19 protein-coding genes and 1 pseudogene are annotated in these 23,205 nt (G+C 65.4%); 11 read left to right on the top strand and 9 right to left on the bottom strand.

What is annotated here, in order from left to right:
- Positions 1 to 87: 87 nt before the first annotated feature.
- The 7 genes from ppc to AC0ZZU_RS04885 all read left to right on the top strand — a co-directional run bounded on the left by ppc (position 88) and on the right by AC0ZZU_RS04885 (position 7,234).
- Positions 88 to 2,715 (top strand): phosphoenolpyruvate carboxylase, encoded by a 2,628-nt coding sequence (gene ppc, locus AC0ZZU_RS04855; RefSeq protein ID WP_476339499.1) that lies wholly within the window; start codon positions 88 to 90, stop codon positions 2,713 to 2,715.
- 257 nt (positions 2,716 to 2,972) lie between these two features.
- Entirely contained in the window at positions 2,973 to 3,623 is a 651-nt protein-coding gene (gene adk / locus AC0ZZU_RS04860) for an adenylate kinase (protein ID WP_476339408.1), read from the top strand.
- A gap of 87 nt (positions 3,624 to 3,710) precedes the next feature.
- A complete protein-coding gene (gene tsaB / locus AC0ZZU_RS04865; protein WP_476339409.1) occupies positions 3,711 to 4,385 on the top strand; it encodes a tRNA (adenosine(37)-N6)-threonylcarbamoyltransferase complex dimerization subunit type 1 TsaB in 675 nt (224 codons plus the stop codon).
- A 130-nt stretch (positions 4,386 to 4,515) separates the two neighbouring features.
- The gene (locus AC0ZZU_RS04870) at positions 4,516 to 4,803 is read left to right on the top strand and encodes a hypothetical protein (RefSeq protein ID WP_476339410.1); all 288 of its coding nucleotides are present in this window, start codon (positions 4,516 to 4,518) and stop codon (positions 4,801 to 4,803) included.
- Between the two features lie 3 nt (positions 4,804 to 4,806).
- Positions 4,807 to 5,676, top strand: a complete 870-nt coding sequence (locus tag AC0ZZU_RS04875) for a DUF72 domain-containing protein (protein WP_476339411.1) — start codon at positions 4,807 to 4,809, stop codon at positions 5,674 to 5,676.
- Between the two features lie 31 nt (positions 5,677 to 5,707).
- On the top strand, positions 5,708 to 6,538 hold the full coding sequence (locus AC0ZZU_RS04880) for an isocitrate lyase/PEP mutase family protein (RefSeq protein ID WP_476339412.1): 831 nt from the start codon (positions 5,708 to 5,710) through the stop codon (positions 6,536 to 6,538).
- A 6-nt stretch (positions 6,539 to 6,544) separates the two neighbouring features.
- The gene (locus tag AC0ZZU_RS04885; protein WP_476339413.1) at positions 6,545 to 7,234 is read left to right on the top strand and encodes an extensin-like domain-containing protein; all 690 of its coding nucleotides are present in this window, start codon (positions 6,545 to 6,547) and stop codon (positions 7,232 to 7,234) included.
- A gap of 2 nt (positions 7,235 to 7,236) precedes the next feature.
- Here AC0ZZU_RS04885 and AC0ZZU_RS04890 read toward each other — a convergent pair whose 3' ends face one another.
- Positions 7,237 to 7,857: an energy transducer TonB gene (locus tag AC0ZZU_RS04890; RefSeq protein ID WP_476339414.1), complete on the bottom strand. Its 621-nt coding sequence runs from the start codon at positions 7,855 to 7,857 to the stop codon at positions 7,237 to 7,239.
- Positions 7,858 to 7,952: 95 nt separating this feature from the next.
- Between AC0ZZU_RS04890 and AC0ZZU_RS04895 the strand changes: the two genes are divergently transcribed.
- Positions 7,953 to 8,735, top strand: a complete 783-nt coding sequence (locus AC0ZZU_RS04895) for a class I SAM-dependent methyltransferase (protein WP_476339500.1) — start codon at positions 7,953 to 7,955, stop codon at positions 8,733 to 8,735.
- A gap of 30 nt (positions 8,736 to 8,765) precedes the next feature.
- Here the strand turns inward: AC0ZZU_RS04895 and AC0ZZU_RS04900 are convergent, their stop codons facing one another.
- On the bottom strand, positions 8,766 to 9,407 hold the full coding sequence (locus AC0ZZU_RS04900) for a TetR/AcrR family transcriptional regulator (RefSeq protein ID WP_476339415.1): 642 nt from the start codon (positions 9,405 to 9,407) through the stop codon (positions 8,766 to 8,768).
- Between the two features lie 173 nt (positions 9,408 to 9,580).
- Between AC0ZZU_RS04900 and AC0ZZU_RS04905 the strand changes: the two genes are divergently transcribed.
- Both AC0ZZU_RS04905 and AC0ZZU_RS04910 read left to right on the top strand, forming a co-directional pair.
- Entirely contained in the window at positions 9,581 to 10,681 is a 1,101-nt protein-coding gene (locus AC0ZZU_RS04905) for an efflux RND transporter periplasmic adaptor subunit (RefSeq protein ID WP_476339416.1), read from the top strand.
- 6 nt (positions 10,682 to 10,687) lie between these two features.
- Positions 10,688 to 13,756, top strand: coding sequence for an efflux RND transporter permease subunit (locus AC0ZZU_RS04910; protein ID WP_476339417.1), 3,069 nt, complete (start codon positions 10,688 to 10,690; stop codon positions 13,754 to 13,756).
- A gap of 69 nt (positions 13,757 to 13,825) precedes the next feature.
- Here AC0ZZU_RS04910 and AC0ZZU_RS04915 read toward each other — a convergent pair whose 3' ends face one another.
- The 3 genes from AC0ZZU_RS04915 to plsB all read right to left on the bottom strand — a co-directional run bounded on the left by AC0ZZU_RS04915 (position 13,826) and on the right by plsB (position 17,522).
- Positions 13,826 to 14,515: a DUF4197 domain-containing protein gene (locus AC0ZZU_RS04915; protein WP_476339418.1), complete on the bottom strand. Its 690-nt coding sequence runs from the start codon at positions 14,513 to 14,515 to the stop codon at positions 13,826 to 13,828.
- A gap of 32 nt (positions 14,516 to 14,547) precedes the next feature.
- Positions 14,548 to 14,946 carry a YbaY family lipoprotein gene (locus AC0ZZU_RS04920; RefSeq protein WP_476339419.1) on the bottom strand — a complete coding sequence of 133 codons (399 nt, stop codon included), beginning with the start codon at positions 14,944 to 14,946 and terminating at the stop codon, positions 14,548 to 14,550.
- Between the two features lie 101 nt (positions 14,947 to 15,047).
- Positions 15,048 to 17,522, bottom strand: coding sequence for a glycerol-3-phosphate 1-O-acyltransferase PlsB (gene plsB, locus AC0ZZU_RS04925; protein WP_476339420.1), 2,475 nt, complete (start codon positions 17,520 to 17,522; stop codon positions 15,048 to 15,050).
- Between the two features lie 223 nt (positions 17,523 to 17,745).
- Between plsB and AC0ZZU_RS04930 the strand changes: the two genes are divergently transcribed.
- Positions 17,746 to 17,955 carry a cold-shock protein gene (locus AC0ZZU_RS04930; RefSeq protein ID WP_476339421.1) on the top strand — a complete coding sequence of 70 codons (210 nt, stop codon included), beginning with the start codon at positions 17,746 to 17,748 and terminating at the stop codon, positions 17,953 to 17,955.
- Between the two features lie 101 nt (positions 17,956 to 18,056).
- Here the strand turns inward: AC0ZZU_RS04930 and AC0ZZU_RS04935 are convergent, their stop codons facing one another.
- The 4 genes and pseudogenes from AC0ZZU_RS04935 to AC0ZZU_RS04950 all read right to left on the bottom strand — a co-directional run.
- On the bottom strand, positions 18,057 to 18,431 hold the full coding sequence (locus AC0ZZU_RS04935; protein WP_476339422.1) for a hypothetical protein: 375 nt from the start codon (positions 18,429 to 18,431) through the stop codon (positions 18,057 to 18,059).
- Positions 18,432 to 18,447: 16 nt separating this feature from the next.
- Positions 18,448 to 19,260: a putative RNA methyltransferase gene (locus AC0ZZU_RS04940; protein WP_476339423.1), complete on the bottom strand. Its 813-nt coding sequence runs from the start codon at positions 19,258 to 19,260 to the stop codon at positions 18,448 to 18,450.
- The gene (gene dapE / locus AC0ZZU_RS04945; RefSeq protein WP_476339424.1) at positions 19,260 to 20,411 is read right to left on the bottom strand and encodes a succinyl-diaminopimelate desuccinylase; all 1,152 of its coding nucleotides are present in this window, start codon (positions 20,409 to 20,411) and stop codon (positions 19,260 to 19,262) included. The genes AC0ZZU_RS04940 and dapE overlap by 1 nt, the downstream gene beginning before the upstream one ends.
- Positions 20,412 to 20,583: 172 nt before the next feature.
- Positions 20,584 to 23,180, bottom strand: a pseudogene (locus AC0ZZU_RS04950) (glycosyltransferase); the annotation flags it as partial.
- Between the last annotated feature and the right edge of the window lie 25 nt (positions 23,181 to 23,205).

Raw genomic sequence — 23,205 nt, forward strand, 5'->3', positions numbered from 1 at the left:
TTGAAAGCCGAGGCGGCAGGCGGCACTCTGTCGGCAGTGCTGTTTCGTGAGCTGGTGCGCGGCAGGCCGCGCTGGAGAGAAGGCCCGATGACCGATATTGATCTGCGCTTGCGTGAAGATGTGCATCTGTTGGGAGAGCTGCTGGGCGATACCATCCGCCAGCAGTACGGCGAGGCGTTTCTCGGCAAGATCGAGGACATCCGCCATGGGGCCAAGGCCGACAGGCGCGGAGGCGCCGAGCAGCTGGACTCGGCGCTGGATGACCTGGCCGAAGAAGACCTGCTGCCCGTTGCCCGGGCCTTCAACCAGTTTCTGAACCTTGCCAATATCGCCGAGCAGTACCAGTTGATCCGACGCCGCGATGCCGGTCAGCCAGAGCCGTTCGAGGCCCGCGTGTTGCCCGAGCTGCTGGCCCGTCTCAAGCAGGCTGGCCACAGCGGCGATGCGCTGGCCCGGCAGGTGGGCAAGCTGGATATCCAGCTGGTGCTGACCGCCCACCCCACCGAGGTGGCCCGCCGCACGTTGATCCAGAAGTACGACGCCATCGCCGCGCAACTGGCCGCCCAGGACCATCGCGATCTTGCGCCCGCGGAGCGCGAGCAGGTGCGTGAGCGGCTGCGCCGGTTGATCGCCGAAGCCTGGCACACAGAGGAAATCCGCCGCACCCGGCCGACGCCGGTAGACGAGGCCAAGTGGGGCTTCGCGGTGATCGAGCATTCGTTGTGGCAGGCTATCCCCAGCCATCTGCGCAAGGTCGACAAGGCCCTGTTCGAGGCCACCGGCCTGCGCCTGCCCCTGGAAGCTGCGCCGGTGCGCTTTGCCTCGTGGATGGGCGGGGACCGCGACGGCAATCCCAACGTCACTGCCGCGGTCACCCGCGAGGTGCTGCTGCTGGCGCGCTGGATGGCCGCCGACCTGTTCTTGCGCGACATCGACGACCTGGCCGCCGAGTTGTCCATGCAGCAGGCCAGCGCTGCGCTGCGTGAGCGGGTGGGCGACAGTGCCGAGCCTTATCGCAGCCTGCTCAAGCAATTGCGAGAACGCCTGCGGGCCACGCGCAGCTGGGCCCACGCGTCGCTGGCGGCCCCCCAGCCGCCCGGGCCTGAGGTCCTGGCCGACAGCCGCCAGCTGATCGAACCTCTGCAGCTTTGCTACCAGTCCTTGCATGAATGCGGCATGGGCGTGATCGCCGATGGGCCGTTGCTCGACTGCCTGCGCCGGGCGGTGACCTTCGGGCTGTTCCTGGTGCGCCTGGACGTGCGTCAGGATGCTGCCCGCCACAGCGCCGCGCTGTCGGAGATCACCGACTACCTGGGGCTGGGCCGCTATGAAGACTGGGACGAAGCGCAGCGTGTGCGCTTTCTTCAGGACGAGCTGAAAAACCGCCGTCCCTTGCTTCCCGCGCACTTCAGGCCTCAGGACGACACCGCCGAAGTGCTGGCGACCTGCCGCGAGATTGCCGCTGCGCCGGCCGCATCCTTGGGCTCCTATGTGATTTCCATGGCTGGGGCCGCCTCGGACGTGCTGGCGGTGCAGCTGCTGCTCAAGGAGGCCGGGCTGACCCGGCCGATGCGCGTGGTGCCGCTGTTCGAAACCCTTGCCGACCTGGACAATGCCGGACCTGTCATGGAGTGCCTGCTGCAGCTGCCAGGCTACCGCGCCAGTCTGCATGGCCCTCAGGAAGTGATGATCGGCTATTCCGATTCGGCCAAGGATGCGGGCACCACGGCGGCTGCGTGGGCCCAATACCGCGCCCAGGAAAACCTGGTGCGCATCTGCCGCGAACACCAGGTCGAACTGCTGCTGTTCCATGGCCGTGGCGGTACCGTGGGCCGTGGTGGCGGCCCGGCTCACGCGGCGATTCTTTCGCAGCCCCCGGGTTCCGTGGCCGGGCGGTTCCGCACCACCGAGCAGGGCGAGATGATCCGCTTCAAGTTCGGCCTGCCAGGCATCGCCGAGCAGAACCTCAACCTGTACCTGGCGGCGGTTCTTGAGGCGACACTGCTGCCGCCGCCACCCCCGCAGCCGGCCTGGCGCAAGCTGATGGACGAGCTGGCCGCCGATGGCGTCCAGGCCTACCGCGCGGTGGTGCGCGAGAATCCTGACTTCGTCGAGTACTTCCGTCAGTCCACTCCCGAACAGGAGCTGGGCCGCTTGCCGCTGGGCAGTCGGCCGGCCAAGCGCCGTGCCGGGGGCATTGAAAGCCTGCGGGCCATTCCCTGGATCTTCGGCTGGACCCAGACGCGGCTCATGCTGCCGGCGTGGCTTGGCTGGGAGACGGCACTGAGCAACGCCCTGGCGCGCGGGGAGAGTGCGGTGCTCGGCGAAATGCGCGAACAGTGGCCGTTCTTCCGCACACGCATCGACATGCTGGAGATGGTCCTGGCCAAGGCGGACGCCGAAATTGCCCAGGCCTACGACCAACGTCTGGTGCAACCCGGACTGCTTCCTTTAGGTGCACGATTGCGCGACCTATTGTCGCAGTCATGCCAGGTGGTACTGGGCCTGACCGGGCAGCAGGTGCTACTGGCGCACAGCCCCGAGACGCTTGAATTCATCCGGCTGCGCAACACCTACCTCGACCCGCTGCATCGCCTGCAGGCCGAACTGCTGGCCCGCTCGCGGGATCGCCAGGCCGCTCTGGACAGCCCATTGGAGCAGGCCTTGTTGGTGACGGTGGCCGGTATCGCCGCCGGGTTGCGCAACACCGGCTGAGGCCGCCTGCCCGGGGAGGGCAGGGGGTGCAGGACAGGGCAGCGAGCACGGTCAGGGGGTTGGTTGCGCCGGGTGCAACCAACCCGCGAACCCTGCGCAAGCGGGGTGGCGTTCCTGCCGGGGGATGCTTGTATGGGTGTCGGGCGCTGTGTATCTTGAGCAGCCTTTTGACCCATTTGTGGTCAATACCCGTTTTCCGGACTTGGCCCTCGCTGCCGAATCCATTGATTTGCTTACAAAAAATTGAGGAGCACAAGATGCGCGTTATTCTGCTGGGAGCTCCCGGGGCCGGTAAAGGTACTCAGGCAAAATTCATCACCGAAAAGTTCGGTATTCCACAGGTTTCCACCGGTGACATGCTGCGCGCCGCCGTCAAGGCTGGCACTCCGCTGGGCCTGGAAGCCAAGGCGGTCATGGACGCTGGCAAGCTGGTTTCCGACGAGCTGATCATCAACCTGGTCAAGGACCGCATTGCCCAGCCAGATTGCGCCAACGGTTTCCTGTTCGACGGCTTCCCGCGCACCATCCCGCAGGCTGAAGCCCTGGTTGCCGCCGGTGTCGAGCTCGATGCCGTGGTCGAGATCGCCGTGGCTGACGAAGAAATCGTCCAGCGTATCGCCGGCCGCCGTGTTCACGAGGCCTCTGGCCGCGTCTACCACATCGTCTACAACCCGCCGAAAACCGAAGGCAAGGACGACGTCAGCGGTGACGAGCTGGTGCAGCGCAAGGACGACACCGAAGAGACCGTGCGTCATCGCCTGTCGGTGTACCACGACCAGACCAAGCCGCTGGTGGAGTTCTACCAGAATCTGTCGAACGCCAATGGCGGAAAGCCGAAGTACAGCCACATCGAAGGTGTCGGCTCGGTCGAAGCGATCACCGCCAAGGTGCTGGCAGCCCTGAGCTGATCTGCCCCTGATGCACACAACGGCCCGCTTGCGGGCCGTTGTCGTTTATACTGCCGCTCCTTTTTCCCATGCCTGAGACCGCTTTCGATGACCACCTTGCTGGCCCTGGATACCGCCACTGAAGCCTGCTCCGTTGCCTTGCTGCATGAGGGGCGGGTCAGCAGCCATTATGAGGTGATCCCCCGTCAGCACGCGCAGAAGCTGTTGCCCATGATCCAGGCGCTGCTGGCCGACGCCGGTATCGGCTTGAACGCCCTCGATGCGATCGCTTTCGGCCGCGGCCCCGGGGCTTTCACTGGCGTGCGTATCGCCATCGGTGTGGTCCAGGGGCTGGCCTTCGCGCTGGATCGCCCGGTGCTGCCGGTGTCCAACCTGGCGGCTCTGGCCCAGGGCGCCTTGCGTGAACGCGGCGCACTGCAGGTGGCGGCCGCCATCGACGCGCGCATGGACGAAGTGTATTGGGGTTGCTACCAGGCCCACGACGGCGAGATGCGCCTTTGCGGCCAGGAGACGGTGATCGCCCCGGAGCGCGTGAGCTTGCCGCAGGACTGCACCGGTGAGTGGTTCGGTGCCGGTACCGGCTGGGGCTACGCCGAACGTCTGGCGGTGCAGGCTTCGGCCAGTGATGCCAGCCTGTTGCCCAATGCGCTCGACCTGTTGAGCCTGGCGGGTTTCGCATGGGCGCGGGGGGAGGCTATCGCGGCCGATCAGGCGCAGCCGGTCTACCTGCGTGACAACGTTGCCACGCCCAAGGCACGTTGAGCGCAGTTCGTCGGCTATCGCGACCCGCTATAAAACCTTTTGTCTGATCCGTGGTCCAGTTATCACGTAGGCATTAGCGAACGGATTCTGATGCTGCTAATTTGCCATCAATGATCCCGAGTAGCTTTTCATGCGTATCGACGGCTTTTCCTCACCCTCATATCCCGTCAAGCGTGCCCCGCGTAAAGCGCCGGTGCGTGACGAGGGCGTGGAAGATGCCGAGCTGGTCGGTGAGCCCGAAGTTGCCCAGCCGGCCCGAAGCAGCCGCCAGGCCAGCGGGCTGCCTGCCCGTCAGCAGGACATGATCCACCCCCGTGCCCAGGACCGGCGAACCGCCACCGCCCTGGCCAGTTACCTCAGCACCGCGGGTTTCGTGGACTGGGAGATAGAAGTGATGGGGCTGGACCTGTACATTTGACGCATGATTGCGTCCCCTCTGCCTTATTTCCTCGGTTGCCCCTCGTGGAGCGAAAACGCCTGGCGCGAGTATCTCTACCCGGCCGACGCCCGTCCCGCCGACTTTCTCGCCTTGTACAGCCAGGTCTTCAATGCTGTTGAAGGCAATACCACCTTCTATGCTCGTCCCGCCCCCTCGACTGTAGAGCGCTGGGCCCGGGTCATGCCGGCGCACTTTCGTTTCACGGCCAAATTCCCACGGGATATCAGCCATGCCGGCGATCTGCGCGAGCGGGTGGACGCGGCGTTCGACTTCATGCGCCTGCTTGCGCCGCTGGGCCAGCGGGTCGCGCCCTACTGGCTGCAATTGCCAGCAGCGTTCGGCCCCGCCAGGGTCGGCGAACTGATGCATTTCCTCGACGAGGTCGGTGCGCCGCTGGCGGTGGAGGTGCGCAACGACGCGTTCTTTGCCCGTGGCGAGCCCGAGCGCCAGCTCAACCGCCTGCTGCATGAACGCGGCGTGGAGCGCATCTGCCTGGATCCCCGCGCGCTGTTCAGCTGCACCTCCCGCGAGGCGGGCGTACTGCACGCGCAGGCAAAGAAGCCCAACGTGCCGCCGCGCCCGGCGGCGTTCAGCCAGCATCCGCAAGTGCGCTTCATCGGCCATCCGGTGCTGGAGGCCAACGAGCCGTTCCTGCTGCCGTGGCTGGACAAGGTCGCTGCCTGGGTCGAAGAAGGCCGCAGTCCCTACGTGTTCCTGCACACCGCTGACAACCTGCAGGCCGCCGCGCTCGCCAGGCTGTTTCACCAGCGATTGATGGAGCGCCTGCCCGGCCTTGCGCCTCTGCCGGAATTGCCGCGCGCGCCTGGGGTCGAACAACTGGGACTACTCTGACGACTCATTTCATCTGCCTGAGGTTGTGACCATGGATGTGCAAACCCTGCGTGCCGAAGCGTTCAAGGCGCTGCATGAGCGAGACGGCGCCTTCGTCATCCCCAATCCCTGGGACGCAGGCTCCGCCCGGTTGCTCGCGAGCCTGGGCTTCGAGGCCCTGGCGACCACCAGCGCAGGGCTGGCCTTTTCCCTGGGCCGCCCGGATGCCGAAGCCGCGATGAGCCTTGAGGAAACCCTTGCCAACGCCCAAGGCATCGTCGACGCCACGCCGTTGCCGGTGGCAGCCGATCTGGAAAACGGTTTTTCCGACCAGCCTGAAGGCTGCGCCGAGGCCATCCTGCGCGCTGCAGAGGCCGGGTTGGTGGGCGGGTCCATCGAAGACGCCAGCGGGCGAGCCGAGGCCCCTATCTACGACTTCGGCCGTGCGGTGGAACGGGTACGGGCCTCCGTCGAGGCCGCCCGCAGTCTGCCATTCCCGTTCACCCTGTGCGCACGTGCCGAAAACCTGCTGCACGGACGGCTCGACCTGGATGACACTATCAAGCGCCTGCAGGCATTTGCCGAGGCGGGTGCCGATGTGCTTTACGCACCGGGGCTGCGCAGCGTCGAGGAGATTCGCGCGGTAGTCCAGGCGGTTGCGCCAAAACCGGTCAATGTACTGATGGGCATGAGCGGTGTGCCGCTGTCCGTCAACCAGCTGCAGGACCTGGGCGTGCGCCGCATCAGCGTCGGCTCGTCCCTGGCGCGGGCAGCCTTCGGCGCACTGCAGCGTGCGGCGCTGGAGATACGTGACCAGGGCACGTTCGGCTACGGCGAGCAGGCCGTGCCGTTCAGCGAGCTCAACGACCTGTTCCGACGCTGAGGGCCCGTGCGTCCTTCACTGGTGCTGCTGCTCATCGTACTGGTGGGGGCAGGGGTAGCCTGGTACCAGGGGTGGCGTCTGCCAGACGCCTGGAACCCGCGGGCCCCATTGAACGTCGAGCAGCCGCCCAACCTGCTGACCTCCTACAAGCTGTCGCGGCTGCGGGCTGATCCGCAGCTCTGCGAGCAGGCGTTGGCAACCTCGTCGTTGCGCTACCGCAAGCAGGCCGACAGCCCGGCCTCGGCCAAGTGTCCCTTGAGCAATGTCCTGCGTGTCGAAGCGGGCCAGGCGCGTCTTTCCAGCAGCTTCCTCGCCAGTTGCCCGCTCGCGGTGGCTTATGCCCTTTTCGAGCATCACGGCCTGCAACCCGCGGCGCAACGGGCCTTTGGCCAGCGCGTCACCCAGGTCGATCACCTGGGCAGCTTTGCCTGCCGCAACGTCTATAACCGCAAGCAGGGACGGCTCAGCCAGCACGCCACGGCCAACGCCCTGGACATCAGCGGCTTTCGCCTGGCGGACGGCCAGCGCATCGTGCTATCCAGGGATTGGCGGGGGGAGGGGACGAAGGCGCAGTTCCTGCGCGAGGTGCAGAAGGCAGGCTGCGAGAGTTTCAGTTCGGTTCTGGGGCCTGACTACAATGCCGCGCACCACAATCATTTTCACCTGGACATGGGCCGCTGGCAGATCTGCCGCTGACCTCAGGCGTGGGCGCGCACGTTGTTGAGCACTACTGGGCGTGCCCAATGGTTGTCGAAGTCCAGTGCCGACTGCTGGGCGGCGAGAGTGGGCTCGTCGTAGGGTTGCGGGGCGTTGTCCAGCAGGCTCGTCTCGAACTCGGCGATCGGCAGGAACAGGGGGCGCGGCGCCGGGCCCGGGCCAGGTTCGGCAACCGCCTGGCCCTGGCTCATGACCACCGGACGCAGCCAGTTGTTGTTCAGGTCGAGCTCGCGTTGCTGCTCGATCAGCTCGACCGCGCTGAACGGCTCGGGCGCCGGGTCCAGCAGGTCCATCTCGAATTCGGCCTTGGGCAGGAACAGCGGCTCGGGTGGCGCCACCACGGTGTCGCGCACCTGGCACAGGCGCTGGGTATTTATCTGGGCCAGTACCCGGGCACCGCCGATGGGTTCGCCGCTGACCTTGTCGAATTGCTCGGCGGCCGAGGCCGCGCTGCCTGCTTCCTCACCTTGCTGCTCGGCCAGCGCCCGGGCAAAGAAGTCCTGCCACAGATGGCTGACGCCGCCCAATGCCTGGGTGTTGTGCCGGCCATAGTCGCCAACGGGCGAAAGATAGGCCGAGCCAATGGGAAGTGTGTCTGTCATGGCAGTCGCGGGGGTAGGGCTCTGGCACAATAGCGGATACTGCGTGTATCGGCCCAGGCCGGGGATTTCTTGAATTTTTTTGAGTGCGTGAACTGATGGACGAGCAAGAGCAGGTAGGCGGCATCCGGGTCGAGGCCCTGGCGCCCGAGTTTCTGGCCCAGGCCAGCGAATGGGCGCAGCGCCTGGGGTTGCCGCTGATGGATGACGAGGCGGGATTTGCCGTGCAGGTCGGCGCCGATGGCCTGCAGATCCAGCAACTGGGTCCGCAGGCGCCGGGCCCTGTGCGTGTGGACTTCGTCGAAGGCCAGGCCGCGCACCGCCGTCTGTTCGGGGGCGGCAACGGGCAGATGATCGCCAAGGCCGTGGGCATCGCCCAAGGCGTGCGCCCGCAGGTGCTCGACTGCACGGCAGGCCTGGGCAAGGATGCATTCGTGCTCGCCAGCCTGGGCTGCCAGATGACGCTTATCGAACGCCAGCCGTTGATTGCCGCATTGCTGGAGGACGGGCTGGCGCGGGCCCGTGGCGATGACGAGATCGGGCCGATCGTGGCCCGGATGAGGCTGTTGACCGGCAACGCCATCGAGCATATGCGCCAGTGGCAGGGCGAGCCGCCGCAGGTGATCTACCTTGACCCGATGTTTCCGCATCGCGAGAAAAGCGCACTGGTGAAAAAGGAAATGCGCGTGTTCCGGCCGTTGGTCGGGGATGACCTGGATGCGCCCGCGTTGCTTGAGGCGGCGTTGGCGCTGGCCACTCACCGGGTGGTGGTGAAGCGCCCGCGCAAGGCGCCGGTCATCGAGGGCGCCAAGCCGAGTCATAGCCTGGAAGGCAAGTCGAGCCGGTACGATATCTACCCCAAGAAGACCCTCAAGGCCTGAGGTGGCACACAGGGCACGGCGGCGGCCGGGTCATGCCCGGTAGGCCCGCATGAACAAGCCCACCACTTCCCGCACATGCGCCTCGGCCTCGGCGCCTTGCAGAGCCGGGGCGCAGCCCAGCAGCAAGCGATAGTCCGGCGCCCCCTTGATCAGGCAGAGAAAATGCTCGGCGGCGCGCGCGGGACTGTCGATGCGCAATAGCCCCCGCGCATCGATATCGCGCAGCAGCGCCTGCATCTCCCCCAGGACCCGCTTGGGACCCGCTTCGTAGAAGTAGTGCCCGAAACCAGGATCCTGGTTGCCCAGGGCTATGATCAATCGACTGAGCTTGACCGCCTCGTCGCTGCTGACCAACGCCTGGAAGCTGCGCGCGATGTTCAGCAGCACGTCCTCGACCGGCACCGCTTCGGGCAGTTCGAAGATCATCTCGGGCAACTGCGCCTGGCAGGTCGCCATGACGGCTGATTCGAACAATGTCTGCTTGTCGGTGAAGTGGCTGTAGACCGTGAGTTTTGAAACACCTGCCGCCGTGGCGACCGCATCCATGCTGGTGTTGGCATAGCCGAGGCTCAGGAACAGGGCCTTCGCGGCTTCGAGAATGGCCTCGCGCTTGGCCATGTCCTTTGGCCGGCCTGGGCCGTTGGTTGCGTCGTTGGGCATTGTGGTGTGCATAGGCTGGAAAAGGTCGTCCATGTTACCGGGTTGCGAAGGGGACGGCTGTAACCGGCTGCCGGTTGGTCAAAACGCTTTTTCTCGCAGGCACCGGCTTCCGCGCTCCGGTTCCCTGGATTAATATACTGGCCAGTATAAATATTCGAAATGCCCCTCGCAGAAGGTCATTCACCATGTTGCGCCATGCCTTGCCCCTTGCCCTGCCCACTCTTTTCGCGCTGTTGCTCGCCGGCTGCGGGGAGCAGCCGGCGCCGCCCGCCGCGCCGCGTCCCGCCCTGGTGGTCCAGCCCCAGCCGGCCAGCTCCACCTCCGACAGCTACCCTGGCGAGGTGCGCGCGCGCTTCGAGCCGGAGCTTGCCTTCCGCATCGCGGGCAAGGTCAGCAAGCGCCTGGTCGAGGAGGGGCAGCGGGTCAAGGCCGAGCAACCGCTGGCCGAACTCGACCCGCAGGACGTGCGCCTGCAACTGGAGGCCAACCGCGCCCAGCTCGCCGCGGCCGAGGCCAACCTGAGCCTGGTGCGCGCCGAGCGTGACCGCTACCAGAAGCTGCTCGACCGGCAGATGGTCAGCCACTCCCAGTACGACAGCGCCGAAAATCTCTACCGGGCCGGCATGGCTCGGCTCAAGCAGGCGCGGGCCGAAGCCGACGTGGCGGGCAACCAGGCCGGTTACGCCGTGCTGCGGGCGCCCCGCGACGGGCTCATCGCCAAGCGCCTGGTCGAGGTCGGCCAGGTCGTTGCCGCCGGCCAGAGCGTGTTCACCCTGGCCGCCGATGGCGAGCGCGAGGTGGCGATCGGGATTCCCGAGCAGCAGTTCGGCCGCTTCACGGTGGGACAGCCCGTGAACGTCGAGCTGTGGTCGCAGCCAGACCAGCGATTCGCCGGGCACATCCGCGAACTGTCGCCGGCCGCCGATCCGCGTTCGCGCACGTTCGCGGCGCGCATCGCCTTCACCGCCAGCACGGTCCCCGCGCAGCTGGGACAGAGCGCCCGGGTGTTCATTGCCCAGGGTGAACGGCCGGCGCTGGCGGTGCCGCTGTCGGCGGTGACCGCCGAGAACGGCCAGGCCTATGTCTGGCGGGTTTCCCCTGAGAATCGCCTGGAGCGTGTAGCGGTGCGGCTTGGGGCGTATGGCGCCGAAAGCGTGCCCGTGCTCGAGGGGCTGGAGGCCAGCGACTGGGTGGTCGCGGCCGGGGGCCATGTGTTGCAGGAAGGCCAGCAGGTGCGGCCGGTGGACCGCACCAATCGAATGGTGAACGTGGCGGCCAAGGAGTAAGTCACGATGGGATTCAACCTTTCCGCCTGGGCGCTGCGCAATCGCCAGATCGTACTGTTCCTGATGATCCTGTTGGCTGCGATGGGCGTCATGTCGTACAGCAAGCTAGGGCAAAGTGAAGATCCCCCCTTCACCTTCAAGGCCATGGTGATCCGTACCCTGTGGCCCGGCGCCAGCGCCGAGGAAGTCTCGCGCCAGGTCACCGAGCGCATCGAGAAGAAACTGATGGAGACGGGCGAGTACGAAAAGATCGTCTCGTTCTCGCGTCCTGGCGAATCGCAGGTCACCTTCATGGCCCGCGACTCGCTGCACTCGGCCGACATTCCCGAGCTCTGGTACCAGATCCGCAAGAAGGTCGCCGACATCCGCCAGACCTTGCCGGCTGGCGTGCAGGGGCCGTTCTTCAACGATGAATTCGGCACCACCTTTGGCAACATCTACGCCCTGTCGGGCGCCGGTTTCGACTACGCGGTGCTCAAGGACTATGCCGACCGCATCCAGGTCCAGCTGCAGCGGGTCAAGGATGTCGGCAAGGTCGAGCTGCTCGGCCTGCAGGACGAGAAGATCTGGATCGAGCTGTCCAACGTCAAGCTGGCTACCCTCGGCGTGCCGCTGGCCGCAGTGCAGCAGGCGCTCGAGGAGCAGAACGCGGTCAGCGCGGCCGGGTTCTTCGAGACCCCCAGCGAGCGCTTGCAGTTGCGGGTCAGCGGGCGCTTCGACAGCGTCGAGCAGATCGAGCATTTTCCCATCCGGGTCGGTGACCGGACCTTCCGCATCGGTGATGTGGCCCAGGTGCACCGCGGCTTCAACGACCCACCCGCGCCGCGCATGCGGTTCATGGGCGAGGATGCGATCGGGCTTGCCGTGTCGATGAAGGACGGCGGTGACATCCTCGTGCTGGGCAAGGCGCTGGAGGTGGAGTTCGCCCGGCTGTCCCACAACCTGCCGGCCGGCATGGAGCTGCGCAAGGTGTCCGACCAGCCCGCGGCCGTGAAGGCGGGTGTGGGCGAATTCGTCCAGGTGCTGGTCGAGGCGCTGGCCATCGTGCTGCTGGTGAGCTTTTTCTCGCTCGGGATGCGCACTGGCCTGGTGGTCGCCCTGGCGATTCCGCTGGTGCTGGCGATGACCTTCGCCGCCATGCATTACCTGGGCATCGGCCTGCACAAGATTTCCCTTGGGGCACTGGTGCTGGCGCTGGGCCTGTTGGTGGATGACGCGATCATCGCGGTGGAAATGATGGCGATCAAGATGGAACAGGGTTTTGACCGCCTCAAGGCGGCCAGCTATGCCTGGTCGAGCACGGCGTTTCCGATGCTCACGGGTACCCTGATCACCGCCGCGGGCTTCTTGCCGATCGCCACGGCTCAATCGAGCACCGGCGAGTACACCCGCTCGATCTTCCAGGTGGTGACCATCGCCTTGCTGACCTCCTGGGTTGCGGCGGTGGTGTTCGTGCCCTACCTGGGCGAGCGCCTGCTGCCGGACCTGGCCAAGCGTCATGCGGCCCGCCATGGCAGCGCCGAGGGGGCGGCCGACCCCTACGCCACGCCGTTCTACCACCGTGTGCGGCGGGTGGTGGAGTGGTGCGTGCGGCGGCGCAAGACAGTGATCCTGCTGACCATCGCTGCGTTCATCGGGAGCATCCTGCTGTTCCGCTTCGTGCCCCAGCAGTTCTTCCCGGCCTCGGGCCGTCCGGAGCTGATGGTCGACCTGAAACTGGCCGAAGGCGCTTCGCTGAGCCACACCACAGAACAGGTCACGCGGCTGGAAGGTTTGCTGAAGGCGCGGGCTGGCATCGATAACTATGTGGCCTACGTGGGCACCGGATCGCCGCGCTTCTACCTGCCGCTGGACCAGCAGTTGCCTGCGGCCAGCTTCGCCCAGTTCGTGGTGCTGGCCAGCAGCATCGAGGACCGCGAGGCCTTGCGCAGCTGGCTGATCGAGACGCTGGACGAGCAGTTCCCTGACCTGCGCGCCCGGGTCACACGCCTGGAGAACGGCCCGCCCGTGGGCTATCCGGTGCAGTTCCGCGTCACTGGCGAGCACATCGAGCAGGTACGTGCCCTGGCCCGCCAGGTGGCGGCCAAGGTGCGCGAGAACCCCCATGTGGTAAATGTGCACCTGGACTGGGAAGAGCCGAGCAAGGTGATCCTGCTCGACATCGACCAGGATCGCGCCCGCGCCCTGGGGGTCACCACGGCGCAGTTGTCGCGCTTCCTGCAGGGTTCGCTGACCGGCTCCACCGTGAGCCAGTACCGCGAGGACAACGAGCTGATCGAGATCCTGTTGCGCGGGACCCAGCGTGAGCGCAGCGAACTCGAGCGCCTGGGCAGCCTGGCCGTGCCCACCAGCAACGGGCAGAGCGTTGCGCTGTCGCAGGTGGCGACCCTGGAGTACGGCTTCGAGGAAGGCATCATCTGGCACCGCAACCGCCTGCCCACGGTCACGGTGCGCGCCGACATCTACGGCAAGGACCAGCCCGCCAGCCTGGTGCGGCAGATCCTGCCGACCCTGGATCCAGTGCGGGCGCAGCTGCCGGATGGCTACTTGCTGGAGGTCGGCGGTACCGTCGAGGACTCCGAGCGGGGGCAGAAGTCGGTGAACGCCGGGATGCCGCTGTTCATCGTCGTGGTGCTCAGCTTGCTGATGCTGCAGCTGCGCAGTTTCTCGCGCACGGTGATGGTATTCCTGACGGCGCCCCTGGGATTGATCGGGGTGACGCTGTTCCTGCTGGTGTTCCGCCAGCCATTCGGTTTTGTCGCCATGCTCGGCACCATCGCCCTGGCGGGCATGATCATGCGCAACTCGGTGATCCTGGTGGACCAGATCGAGCAGGACATCGCCGGGGGGCTGGACCGCTGGCAGGCGATCATCGAGGCCACGGTACGGCGCTTCAGGCCTATCGTGCTCACGGCGCTGGCGGCCGTGCTGGCGATGATCCCGCTGTCGCGCAGTGTGTTCTACGGCCCGATGGCGGTGGCGATCATGGGCGGGCTGATCGTGGCCACGGCGCTGACCTTGCTGTTCTTGCCGGCGTTGTACGCGGCCTGGTTCAGGGTCAGGAAGGAAGGCTGAAAGCAAGCGGCCGAAACAGGTGCTTCGGCCGTTTGATTTACCGGGGGTTCAGCTGCAAGCGCCGGATGCTCAGAGCGCGCCGAAGACCTTCTTGGCCAGGCTGGTGGCCGCGGCTGCCGGGTTTTCGCGGATGCTCGACTCTTGTTGCGCGATCATCTTGAACAGGCCATCGAGCGCTTGCTCGGTCACGTAGTTCTCGACGTTGGCGGTCTTCGCGCTGCCAATGCCCAGGCCCGCGGCCTGGCCGGCAAAGCTGTTGTACTGCTGCACCAGGCCGACCTTGTCGGTGGCCTGCTTGACGATGGGCAGGAACTTGGCGCGGATCTGCTCGCGGCTGGTCTTGTTCAGGTACTGCGTCGCCGAATCATCGGCGCCGCTGAGAATGCCCTTGGCATCGGTCACCGACATGTTCTTCACCGCATCGACCAGAATCGCCTGGGCTTGCGGCACGGCTGCTTCGGCGGCCTTGTTCATGCTCGCCTCGAGCGCTTCGACCTGCTCGCCCTTGCCGAACATCTTCATGGCCTTGGCAGCCTTGCCCAGGTTGCCCGGCAGCTCGATGCGCACCTCGGGGTTGTTGCTGAAGCCACCGGCGGTGCCCAGTTGCTTGACGGCGATCTGTGCGCCTTGGGTCAGCGCGTCCTTCAGGCCACCGGTGGCGTCTTTCTGGGTCAGGTCGCCCAGCGACAGGGCCAGGGCGCTGGCGGACAGCACCAGGCCGGCGCACAGGGTGGTGAAGCGCAGGGAAGATCGGATCATGACAGCATCCTTGTGAATGAAGTGGACGGAAATCAGCGAACCTGGTCGACCTTGACCCGCACAGGCTGCGGGTCATTGCCATCAAGTTGTACGCCATGGTGTTCGGTGTTGATGAACAGCAGCTTGCCGTCCAGCTCGATACGCGCGCTCACGGCGTAGCGATGGCCTGGCTTGACCTGCGCAGGGTCGTAGGACAGCTGGAAGGGCAACGGGACATTGCCCTTGACCGGACCAGTCTGGCTGGCCAGGGTCACGGCGGCCGTGTCCATCAGCGAAACATCCTGCAGGCTGACGCTCAACGTGGCGGTCGGCGGCAGGGCAATCCGCTGCAGGTAGAAGACTTCGCCTTGCAGCGACGCCTTGTGATCGGCGGGTGTGCTTGAACAGGCTGTCAGCAGGGATGCGCAGCACAGCAGAAAGAGTTTTCTCATGGAATCTCCGGGGTTCTTGAGAAGGGCGCGTGGCCAACCTTGGGACTTTAACGGATTTTTTCCGCCAGAGGTCTCCGGTAATCCTCGCGCCGCGCCAATGGTTACACTGTCGGCGTCTCACGGTGCAGAGCCACCTGGCGGATCGACAAGCGCAGCTCCGCTGGCAATACCCGCTTGGCCACGCCTTCGGCCAGTTCGCCAAGCTTGTCGTGATAACCCAGCTTGCCGTTGCCGTCAGGGCGCAGCACGCTCTGGCCGATCAGGGTCTGGATAAAGTGCCGGAACAGGCTCTTGTCGAAGAACTCCGGCGCATTCAGGCCATGCAGGATCGACAGCCGCTGGGCCATCATTACGCAGAGGTCTTCGAGCTCCTCGGCCGTCAGGCTGTGCTGGCCGCTGTTAAGCAGCAATGAGGTGGCCATGTAGAAGCGCTGCAAGGTCTGGGTGATGGTGCGCGCCAGCAGCGTGAGCAGCACGAACTGCCGGGAGCTGGGTGCCGGACGCAGGTAGACGCCGTTTTCGAAGCGCAGCAGGCCTTGTTCGACCAGGGCTTCCAGCCACTGGTCGATCACCTCGTCCAGCTGCTCGGGCTCCCAGCGCAGGAACAGCTCGGCCTGCAGGTAGGGGTACAGCGCGCGGATGTACTGGCCGATCAGTTCGCGGCTGATGCGCGAGCTGCTCTGGAAGAAACTCGCGAGCAGCCCGGGCAGGGCAAAGATATGCAGGATGTTGTTGCGGTAGTAGGTCATCAGTACCGCGTTGGCTTCATCCAGATAAAGGATGCGACCCAGTGCGTCCTGCTGCTCGGCCACCAGGCCCATGCCCTTGACGTGGCCGATCAGGCCCAGCGCGTCGCCTTCGGGAAGCGTGGTGTGGGACGAGTAGGGCACCTTGCGCAGCAGCGCCAGGTACAGGTCCAGTACCCGCGTGAGGGCGCTTTCGTCCAGCGCCATGCGGCTGGTCGAGAGCAGCGCCAGCGCCATCAGGTTGACCGGGTTGACGGCGGCTGCTTCGTTCATGCGGCGGGCGACGGTCTCGCCCAGGCGTGTCGTGGCCTGGTTGAGCCAGGCCGGGCGGAACTGCGGGCCGAGCTCCTGCTCGCGCCAGCCAGGCTGCTGCTGGTCGAGAAAGCCCGCCAGGCGGATCGGCTCGCCGAAGTTGACGTAGACCTGGCCGAAGCGCTGCCTCAGGGCACCGATCACCTTGAAGATGTCGAAGATCGACTCCTTCTTCTTGCTCGCCCCACGCAGTTCGCCCAGGTAGGTACGGCCTTCGAGCACCCGTTCATAGCCGATGTATACCGGCACGAAGACGATGGGCGTGCGCGAGGAACGCAGGAAGCTGCGCAGGGTAATGGCCAGCATGCCGGTCTTGGGCTGCAGCATGCGCCCGGTGCGCGAGCGCCCGCCCTCGACGAAGTACTCGACCGGGAAGCCCTTGGTGAACAGCGTGTGCAGGTACTCGTTGAACACCGCCGTGTACAGTGGGTTGCCCTTGAAGGTGCGGCGCATGAAGAACGCACCGCCGCGGCGCAGCAGGCTGCCGATCACCGGCATGTTGAGGTTGATGCCTGCGGCGACGTGGGGTGGCGTCAGGCCGTTGCGGAACAGCAGGTAGGACAGCAGCAGGTAGTCGATGTGACTGCGGTGGCAGGGCACGTAGATCACCTCGTGACCCGGCGCGATGCCTTGCACCTGCTCGATGTGGTTGACCTTGATGCCGTCGTAGATCTTGTTCCAGAACCAGCTGAGCACCACTTCGAGGAAGCGGATGGCGGTGTAGGTGTAGTCCGAGGCGATTTCATTGCCGTAGCGCAGGGCCAGGGCTTCTGCCTTGGCCAGCGGAATCTTTTCGCGCTCGGTCTCATCGCTGATCGCCTGGCGTACCAGCGGCGCGTGGACCAGGCCCTTGACCAGGTTGCGGCGGTGCGAAATGTCCGGGCCGATGACCGCGGTCTTCAGGTTGCGAAAATGCACCCGCAGCAGGCGCTGGACCATGCGCACGGTGCGCTCGTGCCCCTTGTCGTGCTGCACCAGCTCGCGCAGGTGGATGGGCGCCGAGAACTGCACGCGCGTCTTGCGCCCCAGCATCAGCACGGTCAGCAGGCGGCGCAGGCGACCGGTCACCGCCCAGCTGTCGGCGAACAGCAGCTTCCAGGGGCTCGACTCGCTTGCCGGCGTCTGCCCCCAGAACACGCTCACCGGGATGATCTGCGCATCTTCCTCGGCATGCTGGCTTATCGCGCCCACCAGGCGCTGCAGGGTAGGCGGCGCGCCGCGCTTGTCCTGACGGCCGATCCAGTCCGGCTCGGGCGTCAGGTAGAAGAAGGCGGCCGGCTCTTGCAGCTGCCCTACGGAAACGGGCAGCACCGGGCGTGGCAGTCCCGCCTTGGTGCATTCGTGGTCGAGCACGGCAAGGTCGGTAAGCGAGGGCGAGGGCAGGGCGTAGAACACCGGGCGGCTGCGGTCGAGCTGCAGGCTCAGGGACGACTGGTTGATGGTTTCAGATCGCACCCACAGGTACAGCAGGCGGCGCAACGCGCCGAAGATCAGGCGGCGCAAGGGGGAACGGGTCATACGGTGAGGGCCCTGGATGAGAAGTGTCGAGTTGCGGCTCGGGCCGAGCAGTGTGCCGTATCCGCACGGGTTCAGCAAAAACCACCCACGTCATGAAAATTCTTTATTGCCTGTCCTATACTCGGTCCGCCGCTTGCAGGAGATTTCAGCAAGCGGAGTCGGTACGGGCGGTGACCCTGTGCCTGCAAGGCGATCTTCACAATAAAAATCCGGAGTAGTTCAGATGTCGTCTCGTGAGACTGGAAGCGTAAAGTGGTTCAACGATGCCAAGGGCTATGGCTTCATTCAGCGTGAAGGGGGGGCGGATGTGTTTGTTCATTTCCGCGCGATCCGCGGTGAAGGGCATCGCACCCTGACCGAAGGTCAGCAAGTGGAATATGCCCTGGTCGAAGGCCAGAAAGGCCTCCAGGCCGAGGACGTCCTCGGCCTCTAGGAGGCTTCCGGCCTCCAGCTGCAAGCCTCAGGCAGATCGCGGGGCCTGCAGCTGAAGCTTTCGCTCTGGCTTTTGCTCTTGCTTGCAGCTTGCCGCCGCCGTCAAGTTCGCCAGGTGATCTGTTCTTCGCCGTCGGCGCTGATGCGGATCCAGCGATCGGCATCTTCCTCGCCTTCTTCCTCTATCCAGCTGCCCGGTGCGCAGCGCACTTCGACCTGCAGCGCAGCATGGGCGGCGCGTGCGCAGGCGATGTCGTCTTCCCACGGGGTCTTGTCGCTTTCCAGGAACAGGCTGTTCCATTTCCCCACAGCTTTAGGTAACCAGGTAACCGGAATGTTACCGGCCTTGCACTTCCAGGTCTGACCTTTCTGTACCCAGTCGTCGCAGGGGCCCACGGCCTCGTTGAGCCAGGCGGTCACCTGCTTGTGGTCGACGTCGGCGTCCTTGAGGTAGATCTCGATATCAGGTTGGCGCATTTAGGGCTCCGGGTGCTCAGTCTTGACGCACGAAATAGTCGTATCGCATGGAAACCGTGACTTCGAACGGCTCAGGCTGTTCGATGACCTGTGCCCGGCGCTCGGCGCTGGCGCGCCAGCCGTGCGGGGTCATGGCCAGCAGGTTGGCGCGGGCGCTGGGCTCGGCCAGTTGCAGGCGCAAGTTCAGAGTTTCGCCATGGGCATGCTGCATCCCGTCGGGGACCAGGGCCAGGTGTTTGTCGTCGGCGTAGGGGCGCACTTCATCGTAGAGCACCTGGCGCAGTTCCATCAGGTGGTCGCTGGTCGGGCCGACGCGCATCAGGCCGCCACCGGGGCTCAGCAAGCGCCGGGCCTCCTGCCAGTCGAGCGGGCTGAAGACGCTGGCGATGAACTGGCAGCTGGCATCGGCCAATGGTACGCGGGCCATGCTGGCGACCATCCAGGTCACCGACGGATCGCGGCGGCAGGCGCGCTTGACCGCTTCACGCGAGATATCCAGGGCGAAGCCTTCTGCCTCGGGCAGCGCCTTGGCGATCTGCGCGGTGTAGTAGCCCTCACCGCAGCCGATGTCCAGCCAGCGTCCCGGCTGGCGCTCGGCGGCCAGTTGCGCCAGGCGCTGGGCAACCGGCGCGTAGTGGCCGGCGTCGAGAAAGTCGCGGCGGGCCTCGACCATGGCCTGGTTGTCGCCCGGGTCACGGCTGTTCTTGTGCTGCACCGGCAGCAGGTTCAGGTAGCCCTGGCGGGCACGGTCGAAACGGTGCCCGGCCGGGCACACCACGCCGTTGTCGACGCGGGTGAGGGCAGCGCTGCACAGCGGACAGGTGAGCATCAGGCGAGCAACCGTACCAGGGTCTGGTAGTAGATCTCGGTCAGCACGTCGAGGTCGCTGGCCAGGACTCGCTCGTTGACCTGGTGGATGGTCGCGTTGACCGGGCCAAGCTCGACCACCTGGGTACCCATGGTCGCGATGAAGCGGCCATCGGAAGTGCCGCCGCTGGTCGAAGCCTGGGTTTCGCGACCTGTGACACCCTTGATGCTGGCCGACACCGCATCGAGCAGTTCGCCCGGCTCGGTGAGGAACGGCAGGCCGGAAAGGGCCCATTCGATCGTCCACTGCAGCTGGTGCTTGTCGAGAATGGCGGCGACGCGCGCCTGCAGGTCCTCGACGGTCGACTCGGTGGAGAAACGGAAGTTGAACAGCGCCGTCAGCTCGCCAGGTACCACGTTGGTCGCGCCGGTGCCTGAGTTGAGGTTGGAGATCTGGAAGCTGGTCGGCGGGAAGAAGGCATTGCCCTCGTCCCAGTGCTCGGCGGCGAGTTCCGCCAGCGCAGGCGCGGCCAGGTGGATCGGATTGCGTGCAAGGTGCGGGTAGGCGACATGGCCCTGGATGCCCTGCACGGTCAGCTTGGCGCCGAGCGAGCCACGGCGGCCGTTCTTGACCACGTCACCGACCAGCTGGGTGCTCGACGGCTCGCCGATGATGCACCAGTCCAGGCGCTCGCCGCGCGCGACCAGGCGCTCCACCACGGCCTTGGTGCCATGGTGAGCCGGGCCTTCTTCGTCGCTGGTGATCAGGAAGGTGACTTTGCCGCGATGGCCGGGATGGTCGGCGACGAAGCGCTCGCAGGCCACGACCATGGCCGCGAGGCTGCCCTTCATGTCAGCCGCGCCGCGTCCGCAGAGCATGCCTTCGGCGTCGATCAGCGCATCGAAAGGCTCGTGCTGCCAGGCCTGCACCGGGCCGGTCGGCACCACATCGGTGTGGCCGGCGAAACACAGCACCGGGCCGTCCTGGGTGCCATGGGAGGCCCAGAAATTGTCCACGTCCTCGATGCGCATCGGTTCCAGGGTAAAACCCGCATCGCCCAGGCGCTGCATCATCTGTTTCTGGCAATCGGCATCGATCGGGGTCACCGAAGGGCGACGGATCAGGTCGCAGGCCAGTTGCAAGGTTGGCGAGAGGTCGGCGGGTGCCGTCATGTAGGACTCCGGGCAAGGCAAGGCGGGAAAAAACTGGGGCGTTATCTTATAGCAAACGGCAGGGCCGCGCATTGCTGCGGGATCTGCTGTGTTTCTGCTTGCCAGCGAAGAGTCCAGCAGAAACACAGCAGATCGATGGTCCGGCAGAGTTGAGCCGAACCATCGAATCTCTCCCAATCAGCTCGCTGTCGCCTCCTGCACCCGCTCCCCAGGTTTCGGCAGCGACGACAGGAACGCCATGATCAACGCCGCCAGATAGGGCAGCGACTGCACCAGCAGCATGATCACCCAGAACCGCATGTCCGAACTCGGCAGCCCTTGCACCAGGTAGATTCCACCCGCCGCGCCCCATAGCAACAGCATGATGAACAACTCCTCCCGCGCCTCGGAGATCGCCACCAGCAATCCATGGCTGTCAGCATTCTTGGGCGTGCGGAAAAACGGCATGCTGCTGGTGAAGAATCCGTACAGCACGGCCTTGGCGATGGTGTGCGACAGGGCCAGGCCCGCCAGCGCGGCGGAGAAGGCGTCCTTGAGATTCACGCCCACGGCGCGGCGGTAAAGGAAGATGATCTTGCCCACCTTGAACACGAACAGCGCCAGCGGCGGAATCGCGAAGATCAACAGCGGTGGATCGACCCGCTGGGGCACGATGATCATCGCGGCCGACCAGAGCAGCGCACCGACGGTGAAGAAGATATTCATGCCATCGGCCACCCACGGCAGCCAGCCCGCCAGGAAGTGGTAGCGCTGGCCTCGGGTCAGCTCGCTGCCTTTGCCGCGCAACAGCTCCGCGGTGTGGTGCTTGATGATCTGGATTGCCCCATAGGCCCAGCGGAAGCGCTGCTTCTTGAAGTCGATGAAGGTGTCGGGCATCAAGCCCTTGCCGTAACTGTTGTGGGAGTAGGCTGCGGACAGGCCTTTCTCGAACACGCGCAGGCCCAGTTCGGCATCTTCGCAGATGCACCAGTCCGCCCAGCCGAGCTCTTCGAGCACCGAGCGCCGGGTCATGGTCATGGTGCCGTGCTGGATGATCGCGTCACGGTCGTTGCGGGTGACCATGCCGATATGGAAGAAACCCTTGTACTCGCTGTAGCACAGCTTCTTGAAGGTGCTCTCGTTCTGGTCGCGGTAATCCTGCGGTGACTGCACCACGGCAATCTTCGGGTCGGCGAAGTGCGGCACCATGTGCTTGAGCCAGTTGCGGTCGACGCAGTAGTCCGAGTCGATCACCGCGATCACTTCGGCGTCCTTGGCGGTATGCGGGATCAGGTAGTTCAGCGCACCGCCCTTGAAGCCTGCCAGGGGCGCGACGTGGAAGAACCTGAAGCGTTCGCCGAGCAGCTCGCAGTGGGCCTTGAGCGGCTCCCACACGGCCGGGTCCTTGGTGTTGTTGTCGATGACCAGGACCTCGAAGTCCGGGTAATCGAGAGCAGCGAGGGCGTCGAGGGTCTGCTTGACCATCTCCGGCGGCTCGTTGTAGCACGGCACATGCACCGATACCTTGGGCCGGTAGGCGGTGTCGGCCTGGACGGGCAGGAATTCGCGGCGGCGCTTGTGGGTCCAGACCGCCTCGGCGAGTTCATGGGCCTCCGTGAGCAGCACGATGAATACGCCGAGCGCCCCGAGGGCCAAGAGGAAACCCACCGTGAGGCTGAACCAGGTGCTGTATTGCTGGCTGTAGTCGTAGCCGATCCACACCAGCACCGACCCGCACAGGAACGCGGTGAAGGTGAGGAAGGTCCGGCCGCGCTGGCGCAGGGCGGAGCCGTCGATGAGCAGCAGGGTGAGGGCAAGCATCGCCAGTACTACCGAGCCGACCGCCAGCGCGCGCCACTGCGGGATCGCGACCACGGGCCCTTCGAAGTTGAATTTCTGCTGGCGCTCTGCGTTGAACACGCCCCAGTAGGCGCCCACCGAACCCTCGTCGCTGGCCTTCCACGGCTGGTCGTAGGCTTCGATGATGAAGTAGTTGTAGCCCCGGCGGTTCAACGTATTGGCCAGGGTGCGCAGATAGATGGCCTGGTCGGCCTGGGTGGCATCGGCACCGCCTCGCATGCGGCCGTTGCTCGGCCAGCCAACTTCCGACAGCAGCAGCGACTTGCGCGGGAACTGCTGCTTGAGTTCACGTGCGCGATCGAGGACGAATTCCACCGAATCGCTCATCGGCACGAATTCCCAGTAGGGCAGGATGTGCGCGGCGATCAGGTCGACATGGTCGGCAAGCTCGGGGTGTTCTTTCCAGATGTGCCACTGCTCGCTGGTGGTCACCGGCACCTTGACGGCCGCCCGTACCCGGTCCAGGTACTGCATCAGCCCTTCAGGCGTGACCTCCTCGCGGAACAACGCCTCGTTGCCGACCACCACGCGCACCACGCTGCGCGACGTGTTGGCCAGTTCGATGGCCTTGGCGATCTCGCGTTCATTGCGCTCGATGTCGGGGCTGATCCACACCCCGAGGGTCACCCGCAGGCCGAGCTCTTCGGCCAGGCGCGGGATCTGGTCCTGGGTGCCTTCGACCGTGTAGATGCGGATGCTGTCGGTCAGCTTGCTCATCTGCTCCAGGTCTTCGCGCAACTGGGCTTCGTCGGGATACTGGCCTTTTTGCGGACTCTGGCCCAGGCGGAACGGAGAATAGGAAAAGCCGGAGATCTGTTCCGGCCAGGCAGGAGCGGTGACCGGGCGGTTGATCAGTGCCCAGAACCCGGTGAACAGCGCGGCGATAGCCAGGACCACCACCAGGTTGATTCCAAATTTACGCGATGACATAGAGGGTAGAGGTTCCGAAGGCGGG

It is taken from the genome of Pseudomonas sp. JE3303 (assembly GCF_056312565.1).

Coding starts and splice junctions, on each gene's coding strand:
- AC0ZZU_RS04940 (WP_476339423.1), bottom strand. CDS start 19,260: ATGCTCACCTGTCCGCTGTGCAGCGCTGCCCTCACCCGCGTCGACAAC.
- tsaB (WP_476339409.1), top strand. CDS start 3,711: ATGACCACCTTGCTGGCCCTGGATACCGCCACTGAAGCCTGCTCCGTT.
- AC0ZZU_RS04920 (WP_476339419.1), bottom strand. CDS start 14,946: ATGAGAAAACTCTTTCTGCTGTGCTGCGCATCCCTGCTGACAGCCTGT.
- adk (WP_476339408.1), top strand. CDS start 2,973: ATGCGCGTTATTCTGCTGGGAGCTCCCGGGGCCGGTAAAGGTACTCAG.
- AC0ZZU_RS04880 (WP_476339412.1), top strand. CDS start 5,708: ATGGATGTGCAAACCCTGCGTGCCGAAGCGTTCAAGGCGCTGCATGAG.
- AC0ZZU_RS04905 (WP_476339416.1), top strand. CDS start 9,581: ATGTTGCGCCATGCCTTGCCCCTTGCCCTGCCCACTCTTTTCGCGCTG.
- AC0ZZU_RS04900 (WP_476339415.1), bottom strand. CDS start 9,407: ATGCACACCACAATGCCCAACGACGCAACCAACGGCCCAGGCCGGCCA.
- AC0ZZU_RS04890 (WP_476339414.1), bottom strand. CDS start 7,857: ATGACAGACACACTTCCCATTGGCTCGGCCTATCTTTCGCCCGTTGGC.
- AC0ZZU_RS04870 (WP_476339410.1), top strand. CDS start 4,516: ATGCGTATCGACGGCTTTTCCTCACCCTCATATCCCGTCAAGCGTGCC.
- AC0ZZU_RS04930 (WP_476339421.1), top strand. CDS start 17,746: ATGTCGTCTCGTGAGACTGGAAGCGTAAAGTGGTTCAACGATGCCAAG.
- AC0ZZU_RS04875 (WP_476339411.1), top strand. CDS start 4,807: ATGATTGCGTCCCCTCTGCCTTATTTCCTCGGTTGCCCCTCGTGGAGC.
- AC0ZZU_RS04895 (WP_476339500.1), top strand. CDS start 7,953: ATGGACGAGCAAGAGCAGGTAGGCGGCATCCGGGTCGAGGCCCTGGCG.
- AC0ZZU_RS04910 (WP_476339417.1), top strand. CDS start 10,688: ATGGGATTCAACCTTTCCGCCTGGGCGCTGCGCAATCGCCAGATCGTA.
- ppc (WP_476339499.1), top strand. CDS start 88: ATGACCGATATTGATCTGCGCTTGCGTGAAGATGTGCATCTGTTGGGA.
- dapE (WP_476339424.1), bottom strand. CDS start 20,411: ATGACGGCACCCGCCGACCTCTCGCCAACCTTGCAACTGGCCTGCGAC.
- AC0ZZU_RS04935 (WP_476339422.1), bottom strand. CDS start 18,431: ATGCGCCAACCTGATATCGAGATCTACCTCAAGGACGCCGACGTCGAC.
- plsB (WP_476339420.1), bottom strand. CDS start 17,522: ATGACCCGTTCCCCCTTGCGCCGCCTGATCTTCGGCGCGTTGCGCCGC.
- AC0ZZU_RS04915 (WP_476339418.1), bottom strand. CDS start 14,515: ATGATCCGATCTTCCCTGCGCTTCACCACCCTGTGCGCCGGCCTGGTG.